The sequence below is a fragment of the Bremerella sp. JC817 genome, from assembly GCF_040718835.1.
GTDB lineage: Bacteria > Planctomycetota > Planctomycetia > Pirellulales > Pirellulaceae > Bremerella.
Genome location: NZ_JBFEFG010000268.1, coordinates 243,378 through 256,021, shown reverse-complemented (window position 1 = coordinate 256,021; position 12,644 = coordinate 243,378). Strand labels below are relative to the sequence as shown.

The window sequence follows — 12,644 nt, the reverse complement described above, 5'->3', positions numbered from 1 at the left end:
AACTGTTTGGGAGAAAGTAGTTGCCCGAGGAGCAAATTGGGCGTAGAACAAGCAATATCGTCACTTCCTGCCCAAAAAGGGCCGCGTCCTGGCTACCCTGCCGACGGTTCTCTTCCCCCTCTAATGAAGTCTACGTCATGCCTAACCGCCGCGAAGCGATCTTGGCAGGAACCTCTCTTGCCCTGACCGCAGCAACCGGAATGTTCTCGGCCCCAGCCGTTCGAGCCTCGGATAAATCAGGCTCGAAGATGGTCATCGGACCCGATGGATACGAGTTCGAAATTCAACACAACTGGCCCCAACTACCCGATAAGCACCATTGGCAAACCACCCATAATGTGGCAGTCGACAGCCAACAGAACCTGTACGTGATCCACGAAGGTCGCGAGAACCTGAAAGATCATCCTTCGATCTTCGTCTTCGACAATCAGGGAAAGTTCATTCGGGCATTCGGCGAACAATTCCAAGGGGGCGGTCACGGCATTGAAGTTCGCAAAGAGGGGAACGAAGAGTTCCTCTACGTGTGTGCTTACCAGCAGGTGAAGTCGTTCGCCAAACTGACGCTCGCCGGCGAAACGGTCTGGCAGAAGTACGCCCCGATGGAATCGGGCATCTATGCCGAAGGGGAAGCGAAAGATCCGAAGAAGGTATGGGGACGCGATCGCTTCATGCCGACGAACTTCGCCTTTCTCGACAACGGCGACTTCTACCTGGCCGACGGATACGGCTCGTTCTTTGTCCATCACTACGACAAAGATGGCAACTGGAAGTCGAAGTTCGGCGGTCCTGGCGACGGCAAAGGAACCTTCGCCACGCCCCACGGCATCTGGATCGACAAACGCGATGCGGAGAATCCAAAGACGGTGGTCTGCGATCGCGCTCACCATACCCTTCAGGTGTTTGCGGCCGATGGCAGCTATGAAAAGACCGTCAGCGGTTTCGGTCTGCCTGCCAATCTCGATACGTGGAACGACTGGATGATCGTGCCGGAACTTCAGGCGCGACTTTCGATCATCGACAAAGACTACAACGTTCTCGCACAGCTTGGTGCCGACGTCGATCGCATCAAGGCAGACGGCAAAATTCGTAACCAGCCGGATAACTGGCTGGAAGGCAAGTTCGTCCACCCGCACGATGCCTGCTTCGGCCCTGAAGGCGATATCTTCGTCGCGGAATGGGTCGCCACGGGCCGCGTCAGTAAGCTAAAGCGTTTGACCTAGGCTCTGCTGAAGTTAGTAAGACCATCGATCGTGACACAATCAGCCCGGTTATCGACTCGCCGTCGTGACCGGGCTTTTTCGTGTCAGACGAATGGGTTGCTGCTTCTGCACGACGGCAAGCTGCTGCTGGAGTCTTTCCCGCGTGGCGGAATCGTTGTTCGAGGCCTCCAGGATTAGCGACTGCAGGATTGAATTGGCCTCGTCAAAGCGGCCCAGCTGACTCAACGCCATCGCTTCGACTTCGCGAAGTTCCCGTTGATGCTGCGGGAACTGCTTCTGAAGATTCAAGCTTGATGTCAGGGCGACTTCTGGCTGACGAAGTTCATCGCTGGGTGCGGCGGCCTGGATTCGGATCAGTTGGTACGCAGCCGCCACGTCGTCATGGTCCTTGCGGACACTCGATTCCAAATAAGGAACCGCTTCATCGTATCGGCCTGCCGCGGCCAGTAGCATTCCGTAATCCCGAGCAACCTGAAACATCGACTTGTCGGCCTCGACCGCGTGCCTCCATCGCTGGAAAGCCAAGTCGACATTGCCTGATTTACGGTGGGCATCACCGGCCAAGGCATACCAGTGTGACACGTCGGGGCGAAGCTGGATCGCCAGATCGAATTGAACGGCGGCGTCCGCAGGCCGTCCCACCATGTCGAGCAGGGCTCCATAGCTGGTATGCAGCTCGGCTTGCTGACGATCGCGGACTTGTTGCCGATAGGGACTGAGCTTTTCTGACTGTGTGGTCGCGGAGTCGATTGCGACTTGAAACTGCCGCAAGGCCAGGTCCGCAGCTCCTTCGTAGACATACAACTCGGCAAGGTCGGCCTCGAGCGGGAAGGTTTCGTAGCCATGCTGTTGGCACCAAGCGATCGACTGCTTCAGAAGTGCTTCCGCCTCGGCCGACCGTCCTTCGGCGCGAAGATAGTTCACCAGATTGTGGTTCGCTCGCAGATTCATCGGCCGCGATTCGACGACAGAAGTCCACAAGGCGATCTCATCTCGGTAGTCGAGATTCCGCTGGAGGGTTCGCAGACCGAGCCCCAGGGAAAGACCGACCGTCAGTAGAAGCACCAAGCTATGCTGGCGCGCGATGGACTCCGAAGCTTTCCACCAAGCAATGGCGTAGCACATTCCAACCGCAGCCAGCGTGCTCAGGCAAGCGAGTGGGAGGTACATTCGATGCTCGAAGGCAACATCGATGATCGGCACGACGCTCGATGTCGGCGCCAGAATCAAGAAGAACAAGAATGCGACAAGTCCGAGTGGGTTACCACGCCACAAATACCACAGCGAACCACCTAGTAGTGTCACCACTGCCAGCGTTGATGGAAGGTATTCCCAAATGCTACTCGCCACCGGCCAGTCGTAGTCAAAGGTCAAATAGTCAGGCCAGACCGCTAACCGCAAGTAATGCAAAATGACGCCTGATTGCGTCCACAAATAAAGCCACGGCGACGCGGTCTCGTATGTTCCCAAGACGCCTGCCTGGCCGGAAGAATCTTTCAGCAGAATCGGAATCACCTTCACCAGCAGCAGCACGGCCGGGCTCATCATCACCGCGTAGACCCAACCGCGGTTCCGGAACAGATTCCGCCACCTATCAGACAGAATGATTCGATCAAACAGCACCGCCGCAACCGGAGCGGTCACCATCACTTCTTTCGCCCCCATTCCCAGCCAGCACGAAAAGATGCCTGCCAGATACCAGGGCCAGCTTCGGCCGGCCATGCGACCACGAACCAGGCAGTAAAGCACCAGCAAGTAGAACATCGCCATCAACGATTCATGCCGCTGAATGATGTACGTCACGGCCATCGTCCCTAGGGGATGCAGTCCCCAAAGAATTGCTGCGATGAAGCCTACCAGGTTCGGGTCGAGGCCCGTCGGGCTATGTTCGTTCAGCAGCAAAACGCTTCGACGAACCAGTCCGAATAGCACAACGACCGAGACCAGGTGAATGGCCAAGTTCACGATATGGAACGGCAGTGGATGCTTGCCGAATGTCGCGACGTTGAGCGCCAACGTCAGTCGAGTAACTGGCCGGGTCGAAATCGCCGTCATCGAACGCAGCGCCGCGGGCACATCGCCAAGCGATTGGTTCTCAACAATGTGGGGGTGATCGTCGAAAACGAACCCACCTGAGAACGAGGTCAGGTAGGCAACAACAACCGCGACGATCAGGATTGACCGCAAGATCGTGGGGCGCTGCAGAAGTGTTTCTACCCAATCCGATCCACCCGCGGAGCGTGACGTATGGGATGCCTGCGGAAGACCCTGTTTATTCTTCGCCACGAACTAGCTTTCCGGATTCACATTTCCCGACGGGGTCGAGCCAGGGCGTTTCGCTTCTTGGATCGTCAAGTAGCGAGCCAGATCGGTAAGCTGCCGCTGCAGTCGGAGGTACCGCGAATAGAAGTAGAACGTCGTTGCGATGAAGGCAAGCGTGACCAAATAGATCAATGCATCGGCACCACGACCGACGCCGATCGAGTTCGCGAATCTCGTGACCATCTCTGGGAAGCTGATACCAACGGCCGCTGCGGACCAGATCGCAAGCCGCGTCAACGTTGCCCAGGTCAAGCGTCGCTGACGCCATGCCTGGACGATTTCAAGCAATAAGATGGCCGCGATGACCAGCAAAGCGCCCCATTGGAACAAGATCATCGAACCATCCTCCCCAGCAGAAATTGCGCGGCGACCTTCACTGCTGCCGAGTTACGCTGTCCTTTTTCCAGAACGGCGTCGTTGTAATGAATCGTGACCGGGACTTCTTCAAATCGAAGGCCGTGGTATTGGATCTGATCCAAGATCTCGGAAGCGTGAGCCATCCGGTTCTGGGTGATGCGAATCTGTGTGGCTGCCTGGCGAGACAGCGCTCGCAGACCATTGTGCGTGTCGGTCACTTTGATTTGCGAACAGACGCGGGTGAACAGCACACCCATTTTCAAAATCGCCCAACGACTGGCAGGCATGTTAACGGCTGCCTTGCCAAGAAAACGTGACCCAAGGGCAATATCGGCCCGACCTGCGAGGATCGGTTCCATCAGCCGCTCGAGGTCATGGACATCGTGCTGACCGTCGGCGTCGAAGGTAATAATGATCTCGGCACCTTGCTGCACCGCCAGATCAATTCCGGTTTGCAGGGCTGCACCTTGACCTAGATTGATCGGGTGACGCAGGGCCCAGACCGGCAACGTCTCGAGACGTTCATACGTTCGATCACTCGAACCGTCGTCGACGACCACGATGTTTTGGAAGTGACCGCTGAGGCCTTGAATGGTCCGGCCGATCCGTTCCGCCTCGTTATAGGCAGGCACAACCACCCAAACATTCGGTTGGTGGTTGGACGGGTGCTGAGCGGCCGCTGGCTGCATGAGGGTTTCTCAGGAATCGGTGCTGACGAAGGGATCGGCGTCGACGACTGGCGACACGAACTACCCTGCTCGCAGCGAGGCATCATGGTGAGATTCCTTATTTTCCCTCCCTCCTTTCGAGTGACGATGAAGGCACTATGAAGAACGCGTGAAACCGACTCGGGAAGATGTAAAGAAAAAGGGCCACTCCTGTGAGCGGCCCTTCATCGTTGCTTCATATTTGACGGTCAGCGTCGGTTATTTTGCCTGCTCGATGCAGTACAAATGCTTATCGCCTCGGATGAAGATTTGCGAACCGATCAACGCTGGCGACGCGTCGATCCCTTCATCCAACTGGTTGGTGGCCAGCACTTTGAACTCTGGTCCGCCGTCCAGGACAACAGTCGTGCCATCGCGATCGCAAACGTAGACCTTGCCGTCGGCACCCACCAGCGACGAGTAAAGGGTCGAGGCTTCCGGCAAACGCTCTGGACCGTAAATCGTTTCGCCTGTCTTGGCGTCGAGGCAATAGATCACGCCGTCGCGCGACTTGGTCACGTAAAGACGATCGTTCAGCAGTGTGGCGGAAGCAATGTAGGGACCAACGTCCGAACGGCTCCAGGCAATCGCATCGTCGCTCTTGCTAACGTCGCCCTTCGCATCGAGGTTGATCGAGTAAACCGCGTAGCCTCGGTAGCCGGTCATGCAGATTGCTTTGCCATCGTAAATGATCGGGGTGGCAATTGGATTGGCGGCCTGACCGCTGCATTCCCAAAGGAGGCTGCCCGTTTTCACGTCGTAGCTACGAACCATCGGCGAGCCGTTCAAGATGACCTGGGTGGTTCCCTGGAATTCGGTCACGATTGGCGTCGACCAGGTCGTGGGTTCGTCGCGAGGCACCTTCCACAGTTCTTCGCCGGTGTTGGCATTCAATGCCATCACGTACGAGTCCCCTTCGTGATCCCAGGGAACGATCAGGGTGTCTTCGTACAAGGCAGGCGTGCTGCCTTCGCCGAACGCATTACGTGTTTGCTGCTTGCCAAGATCCTTTTTCCACTTGAGGTTGCCGTCCAGGTCATAGCAGTACACTCCACGCGAACCGAAGAACGCGATCAACAGCTTGCCATTGGTCACCGCCGATCCGGAAGCGAACGTGTTGGTATTGTGACCCGATTCGTGAGGCACCGCTTGTATGGCGACCTGCGACCACAGTTTCTCGCCGGTCTTCTTGTCGAAACAGATCACGGTGAAATCAAAGGGAGTCGTTGGGGCTTCACCGCGGCCGAAACCGCCGCGTCCGCCGCCGGGGCCACCACGACCAGGACCGCCTTGGCCCGGGCCACGAGGACCACGGGGACGAGCTTCCCCTTCAGGACGCTGCGGGCCGCCTGGTGCTCCGGGGCGATCGCCGGGACCGAGCCGCGGAGGTGCGTCAGGGGGATTCAACGGGCGCAGTGGTTCACGATCGCCAGCCGGAGGCCCCATCGGACCGTCTTCCATCGGCTTGGCATCCTCGGCCCCTTCCACAGGGACGGCGGTCAGCAGGAAGAGTTTGTCCCCCCAGATCACTGGAGAAGCGCTCCCTTTGCCAGGAACTTCCACTTTCCAGACAATGTTCTTTTCTTCGCTCCATTCGACCGGTGGCTTGGCCACCATGGAGCTGCCGTCATAGTTTGGGCCTCGCCAGTTTGCCCAATTGCCGTCGTCGCTGTCAGCAGCCCAAATTGACGATGCACCACTGGTCACGAGGGTGAGGGCCGCGAATGCGGCGAGGGCAAAGGAACTTCTCATGACGCTTCTCTCGCTGATTGAGGGGGAACAATGCGTGATGTCAGCACTACTGCAATTTAAAACCCGCGACAGGCCGCATTGTTTCGGTTTCCAATGCCTTACTTTTTGCAACCTATCGATTTAGGGGGGAATGATTTCACCTTGTTTTCGGATTATCTTTGATCTATGATGGTTTTGGGTTCTCAAAAACGTCCATTTGGGGATGCAAATCCATGCTGATTCGACTAACTGCCCTCGCAATTCTGGCTGTTATGCTAATGCCATCCCTAGGATGGGCCGCGGAAGATTCAGCGCGACGGCCGGTGATTGTTTGTTCGACGACCCAAATCGCCGACTTCGCGCGACAAGTGGTTGGCGATCGGATGGAAGTTCATTCGGTCTTAGCAGCCGGGCAGGATCCCCATCTCTACGAAAAGAAGCCTGGCGACGCCCAGTTGGTCTCGACAGCCGATCTGTGCCTGGAAAATGGCTGGCATTTGGAAGGCAACGACTGGATGCGGAAGCTGGCCGAGCAGACGGGCCGCCCGTTGGTAACGTGCGTGGAAGGATGTAATCCGCTGGAAGTCCCTGGCGTCGATCAGGCGATGGATGACCCACACGCATGGTTCTCTTGCACGAACGCAGCGACGTATGTCCGCAATATTCGCGACGCAGTCATCGAGCTCGATCCTGAACACGCCGATGAATATCGTAGCCGGGCCGCGTTGTATCTCGATCAACTACGGGCGCTGAACAACTGGATCGTTCGCGAGATCAGCAAAATCCCGGTTGAAGAACGTGTCCTGGTCACCAGCCACGATGCGTTCAATTATTTCTGCCAGGCTTATGGTCTCACGCCAGCCACGCCTGTCGGTTGGTCGACCGGCAATGAAGTCGGAGCAGGCATCTCACCGCAGCGACGCCACGATACAATCGAATCGATTCGAGAGCATGGCGTGAAAGCGATCTTCGTGGAAACCTCGGTCAATCCAACCATGGTACGGCAGATCGCCCGCGAGGCAGGCGTGCGAATCGGAGGCGAACTTTACTCCGATTCGATGGGCGCCCCAGGAACTGCCGGGGAAACGTATCTCGGCATGATGCGAGAAAATGTCATCACCATTGTGGAAGCTTTAAAGTAACCCGATCATTCCATGCGAATCGTCATCGCCATCTTGAGTGCCGCCATCGTGCTTTTATCGACGTGGCTCTATCAACAGACGCTTGCAGAAAACCAGGCGCCCAGCGAACAGCCATTGCAGACGATCGTTAACCAAGAATATCGCCTCCGCATTTCAGCAACCTTCGACGCCGGCGTCGATCCTTTCGCCGAAGAACTGGCGAAAGCTGCCTCGCTTAAAGTGACTTATCAGGGCGAGGAATTGCTGGTCGGCAACCAGCCAATTCCCGCTGGCGAAGTCACCGAAGCAGAGATCGATTTAGAACTCCCCACCGGCCGCAACGAGTTTCTGATTGAGATGAGCCCTTCCGATTCCGCGGCGCTCGTTCCTCGCGCTGTCCATGTGCAGCTTTTTAAGGGCGACGGTCAGCAGCCTTTGCAGACAGAAACACTCTGGGCGCCGCCGACCGATAGTTTGGTCGTCGGGACAGTTGGCTTTGAAGTAAAACCATCGGCATCGAACGAACAATAAGGCATGTTTTCCAGCGAACCAACACCGACGCCACTCGATCCGACGGTCCCAGCGATTGAAGTCGAGCATTTGACGGTCAGCTACGGCTCGGTCCCGGCCTTGCTTGATGTGTCGTTTGCGATTCCGTCCGGTCAGCTCGTAGGCATCATTGGTCCCAACGGTTCTGGCAAGTCGACGTTGATGAAGGCAATCCTTGGCTTTCTGCGTCCAGACGTCGGAACGATTCGAATCTTCGGAACGCCGGTCGAACGAACACGCAAACTGGTCGCCTATGTCCCGCAGCGCGGCAGTGTCGACTGGGATTTCCCGGTGACCGTAGAAGATGTCGCCATGATGGGCCGCTACGGGAACATTCCCTGGTGGCAATGGGGACCGTCGAAAGAAGATCGCGAGATCGTCGACGAGGCTCTTTCGATTGTTCGCATGGCCGATCTGCGGAAACGACAAATTGGCGAACTCTCGGGCGGACAGCAGCAGCGTGTCTTCATGGCTCGCGCGCTGGCTCAAGGAGCCAAGGTCGTCTTGCTCGACGAGCCGTTCGCTGGGGTCGATGCTGCCACCGAGCGAGCCATCCTGAATGTCTTGGAAAATGCCAAACAGTCAGGCAGAACGCTGGTGGTGGTCCATCACGACCTGGCCACCGCCGCCGAATTCTTTGACGCGATTATCTTGCTGAAGCAGCGATTGTTCGCCTATGGCACGCCCCTTCAGATATTGCAGCCGGAACTATTGAGCGAAGTCTACGATGGCAATGTGCGTGCGTTTGAACATCTACGAAATGTCTTGCGAGAGAAGGCGAAGTAGTGGACACGTTGCACCAACTATTCATCGAGCCGTTTGTCGGCAATAGCTACTTGCTACGGGCGATCGTGGCAGGATGCCTGGTTGCTGTTTCGTCTGGCGTGATTGGTTGCTTGATCATCTTGCGCCGGATGGCCTTTCTGGGTGATGCGATCTCGCACTCGATGTTGGCCGGCGTCACGGCAGGCTACCTGTTCATGAAGGTGGTCTACGGGCAAGAGGCGCACTTTGCCGCGATGATCCTGGGGGCTCTGTTGGCAGGCTTCACGACCGTGGTGCTGGTGAACTTTGTGTCTCGGGTCTCTCGAATCAAAGAGGACACCGCGATCGGCATCATGTACACCGGCATCTTCGCGTTTGGCGGAGCGCTGGCGAGCATGTTCTCGCACTACATCCATCTCGATTTGTTTCATTTCGTGATGGGGGACGTGCTGGCGGTCGACTCCGAACGCTTGTGGATGATGGCCGGGGTCACGGCGATCGTTCTTTTCACCACCATTTTGTGGTACCGCCAATTGCTGCTCACGGCCTTCGATCCGATTATGGCCGCTTCAATTGGTCTGCCGGTACTGCTTATTCATGTTTTGATGACGACATGCACTTCGCTGGTCGTTGTCAGCGCGGTGCAGATTGTTGGGGTGATCCTGGTGGTTGGCTTGCTGATCACTCCAGCCGCCACCGCGTATTTGCTCACCAACCGATTGAGTCACATGATGGGGCTGGCCGCGCTGTTTGGAATCTCGAGCGTGGTTTGCGGAGTCTATCTGTCGGTATGGCTGAATGTAGCGACGAGTCCTCCGATCGTGCTTTTCAGTACAGCACAGTTTATTGTGGTACTGGTCTTTTCGCCGAAGTTTGGTCTGCTGCCGACCTGGTTCCGACGCCGCGCGGCGATTCCGCATACCTTGGCCGAAGACATCCTCGGCTGCATGCGGCGCGATCCTAACGCAACAACTTCGCTGGCGACAATCATTGCCAACGTGCCGACCGATGGTCAAAGCTTGCGGAAGTCGATGGACCGCATGATTGCCCAGAAGTGGATCGAAGCGACCGACAACGATGAATATCGACTTTCCGAGGCAGGCGAAATCGAAGCTCGACGATTAATGCGTGCCCATCGGATTTGGGAAGCCTACCTCCAGCGGCTGGGGATGCCGCACGACGAGATTCACGAGCGTGCCCATTTACTGGAGCATGTGCATGACGAAGCAGCAGTCGATTATCTGGATGACCGCTTGGGGCACCCAATTACCGACCCCCATGGACAAGAGATTCCCGAGGACTTCGTACACCTGGTCCCAGGCGAAGAGGTCCATGCCAGTCTACTTCGCATCGGTCACCTGGCGGAGGTTACCCACATTAAAGGCGACTTACCTTTCTCGCTATCGATCGGTGATCAGCTACGGGCTGGTCCCCGAACCGATAACGAACAGACCTGGACATTCCTCGTCAATGGAAAACAGGAGATCGGTCTCGACCACGACCAGGCCGACTCAATCACGGTTCGCTTGATCGAAACGCCACTACCTGGCGAATCGGCTTCATGATTCGCCGAATCCGAACAGGAACTTGTTGAGCGTTCCTGATTTCTTATTTGCTCTGACCCGTTGGTTCTGTATGAACTTGTTGGCGCGTTCGACCGCGATCAGATAATCGCGAACCTCGGGCTGATGATACGAAACAGCGAACTGCAGGGCGCGCAGTCCGTTGATCGATTCGATGCGAAAGTCGGCCCCGCCTGCGATCAGTACCTTTGCGACATCGACAAAGCCTTTGCGGGCGGCCCAGTGCAGTGCGGTGGTGCCATCAGGATCTTGTAGATTCGGATTGGCTCCTTTATCGAGAAGCCACTGAACGATCTTCGGGCTGTTCTCGCGCGAAGCGTAAAACAGGGGTGTTTGTACGGTTTTGTTCGCGCGAATCTCCATCGATGCGCCGTTCTCGATCAATTCTCTTCCTGCATATAGCTTTCCGTAGAACGATGCGATATGGAGTGGCGTATGCCCCGATTCTTCTTCTTGCACATCGAGGTCCGCCCCCTGCTCTGCCATGGCGGTGATCACTTCGCCATCATTACGACGCGCGGCGACAAAGATACCTAGCTTCAATCGTTCTTCCAGAGTTTGATCCGGGATGAAGAAGTGCTCGCGGCACTTCAAGCACATCACCTCGTGCCCGCGCGCTTTCTCAGGGACAACGCCATAGGTTCGACATAAAGGGCAACGGTACTGCATCGCTCTCGGCCCTATGCGGAGGAAGAGGTCAGGTGCCTTGCCGTGCCCCACCTCGTCGTAATCTGCATTCTAAATGCTGAAAGTCTGGCCTGTCCGAATCCGCCTAATTCGAACGCGTTGGATCGCTGACTGCTGATTTTTGTGAAGTCGCTGGCACGAAGGTAGCTTTTCCATCACGGTTCTTCAGAACACTGCAAACTCTTCACGCCAGCTTCAAGAACGAAAAAGCCCCATCGACGAGGTTCGCCGACGGGGCCTATACGAGAACGAATGCACAAAGCTGTGCAAATGGATGGCAGTCGTTAGGTCTTTGGATTCCACCAGGCATCCAGTTCCTTCTGAAGCTTTTCCGCGATCTCCGGATGATCGGCAATCACGTTCTTTTCTTCTTCCGGGTCGCTAGCAACATGGAATAAAGCTGGCTTCATTGGGCCATACTCCCCTTCTTCCTGCCCGGTCGGCACGATCAACTTCCACTCTCCATCGATGACCCAGCGGTAATAGAGCCCTAATTCCGGGTGATGATAGTTCGGTATGTCGTGCGCATAAATCTCGCCGAAGATCGCTTTACGCGAAGTCACCTCAGCCGGATCCAGCAGGTTGACGCCAGGGAAATCGTAGTCGGTTTCGATTCCGACGGCATCCAGGATGGTCGGCACCACGTCAATGCTGCTTGCCAGATCGGACTTATCGGTGCGCGGCTTCACGTGCCCTGGCCAACGAATCATGATCGGCGTTCGCGTCCCGCCATCGTAGACAGAACGCTTCCCACGAGGTCCGCCGACTGCGCCGCCACCTTCATCGGAACGCTGAATCCAGCCGTTATCGCACAGGTAGATCACAATCGTGTTGTCGGCGACCTTCTTCTTATCGAGATGGTCGAGCACGACGCCGCAGGTTTCGTCCCACCAATCGCACATCGCGTAGTACTTGGCGACGTTGATCGAGCGTCCTTCGGCGGTGTACTTCTTCAAAATGCGTTCCGGCGGATTGTGTGGCAAGTGCGGCATCATGGGGGCGTACCACAAGAAGAATGGCTTGTCTGCCTCGACACTCTTGTCGATGAAATCGATTACCGGCTGCATTGTCTTGCGACCAATCGTCAAGCCAATGTCGCCGTGACGGCCACCCTTTTTGACATCGCCATGCGACATGCCTTCTGTAAAGCCTCCACTCGAGTTGTGACCTTCCCACCACTTGCCCGACTGAAAGCTCACGTAGCCATGCTTCCCCAGGATCTCGGCCAGACGAGGGTTCTTCATGAATCGCTCCACCAGCACCTGACGGCCTTCGTTGGTCCGCTTGTTCTCGCGCGGGTCGTTGCCGACAATCCCGTTTTGGTGCGGATACTGGCCGGTGAATAAACTCGCCAGCGAGGGTCGGCAGAGCGAAGTCGGCACGTAGCCGCGTTCGTACACCAACGATCCTTCCGCCAGTCGATCGATGTTCGGGGTCTGGATCGCTTCGTGACCGAGGAACGAGTAATCGTCCCAACGCTGATCGTCGGACAACAAGATGACCACATTCGGTTTATCCGCGGCACGTAATGGCGAGGCAAATGCCATCGCCGCCAGGGCAACACCCAAGCTCAAAATAAGCAGCTTCTGCATGAATCGCTCC

11 protein-coding genes are annotated in these 12,644 nt (G+C 56.6%); 5 read left to right on the top strand and 6 right to left on the bottom strand.

The annotated features are described in order from the left end of the window. Positions 1 to 137: 137 nt before the first annotated feature. Complete coding sequence (locus tag AB1L30_RS12495) at positions 138 to 1,220, top strand: peptidase (protein ID WP_367013755.1); 1,083 nt, start codon at positions 138 to 140, stop codon at positions 1,218 to 1,220. A 48-nt stretch (positions 1,221 to 1,268) separates the two neighbouring features. On the opposite strand, the gene AB1L30_RS12490 is transcribed toward AB1L30_RS12495, so the two are convergent. From AB1L30_RS12490 to AB1L30_RS12475, 4 genes are all read right to left on the bottom strand, one after another. Further along, entirely contained in the window at positions 1,269 to 3,407 is a 2,139-nt protein-coding gene (locus tag AB1L30_RS12490) for a hypothetical protein (protein WP_367013754.1), read from the bottom strand. A gap of 102 nt (positions 3,408 to 3,509) precedes the next feature. Next, a complete protein-coding gene (locus AB1L30_RS12485; RefSeq protein WP_367013753.1) occupies positions 3,510 to 3,878 on the bottom strand; it encodes a DUF2304 domain-containing protein in 369 nt (122 codons plus the stop codon). Beyond that, positions 3,875 to 4,588: a glycosyltransferase family 2 protein gene (locus tag AB1L30_RS12480; RefSeq protein WP_367013752.1), complete on the bottom strand. Its 714-nt coding sequence runs from the start codon at positions 4,586 to 4,588 to the stop codon at positions 3,875 to 3,877. The genes AB1L30_RS12485 and AB1L30_RS12480 overlap by 4 nt, the downstream gene beginning before the upstream one ends. A 237-nt stretch (positions 4,589 to 4,825) precedes the next feature. Further along, complete coding sequence (locus AB1L30_RS12475; protein ID WP_367013751.1) at positions 4,826 to 6,358, bottom strand: PQQ-binding-like beta-propeller repeat protein; 1,533 nt, start codon at positions 6,356 to 6,358, stop codon at positions 4,826 to 4,828. A gap of 212 nt (positions 6,359 to 6,570) precedes the next feature. Between AB1L30_RS12475 and AB1L30_RS12470 the strand changes: the two genes are divergently transcribed. Genes AB1L30_RS12470 through AB1L30_RS12455 form a run of 4 tightly spaced genes read left to right on the top strand, consistent with a single transcriptional unit; the run spans position 6,571 to position 10,337 of the window. Continuing rightward, a complete protein-coding gene (locus AB1L30_RS12470) occupies positions 6,571 to 7,479 on the top strand; it encodes a zinc ABC transporter substrate-binding protein (RefSeq protein ID WP_367013750.1) in 909 nt (302 codons plus the stop codon). A 33-nt stretch (positions 7,480 to 7,512) separates the two neighbouring features. Continuing rightward, positions 7,513 to 7,989 (top strand): hypothetical protein, encoded by a 477-nt coding sequence (locus AB1L30_RS12465; RefSeq protein ID WP_367013748.1) that lies wholly within the window; start codon positions 7,513 to 7,515, stop codon positions 7,987 to 7,989. A 3-nt stretch (positions 7,990 to 7,992) separates the two neighbouring features. Beyond that, positions 7,993 to 8,793 (top strand): metal ABC transporter ATP-binding protein, encoded by an 801-nt coding sequence (locus AB1L30_RS12460; protein ID WP_367013747.1) that lies wholly within the window; start codon positions 7,993 to 7,995, stop codon positions 8,791 to 8,793. Next, the gene (locus tag AB1L30_RS12455; RefSeq protein ID WP_367013746.1) at positions 8,793 to 10,337 is read left to right on the top strand and encodes an iron chelate uptake ABC transporter family permease subunit; all 1,545 of its coding nucleotides are present in this window, start codon (positions 8,793 to 8,795) and stop codon (positions 10,335 to 10,337) included. The genes AB1L30_RS12460 and AB1L30_RS12455 overlap by 1 nt, the downstream gene beginning before the upstream one ends. Here the strand turns inward: AB1L30_RS12455 and AB1L30_RS12450 are convergent. Both AB1L30_RS12450 and AB1L30_RS12445 read right to left on the bottom strand, forming a co-directional pair. Beyond that, on the bottom strand, positions 10,332 to 11,024 hold the full coding sequence (locus AB1L30_RS12450; protein ID WP_367013745.1) for an ankyrin repeat domain-containing protein: 693 nt from the start codon (positions 11,022 to 11,024) through the stop codon (positions 10,332 to 10,334). The genes AB1L30_RS12455 and AB1L30_RS12450 overlap by 6 nt on opposite strands. A 302-nt stretch (positions 11,025 to 11,326) precedes the next feature. Next, positions 11,327 to 12,634, bottom strand: coding sequence for a sulfatase (locus tag AB1L30_RS12445; RefSeq protein WP_367013744.1), 1,308 nt, complete (start codon positions 12,632 to 12,634; stop codon positions 11,327 to 11,329). Positions 12,635 to 12,644 lie beyond the last annotated feature (10 nt).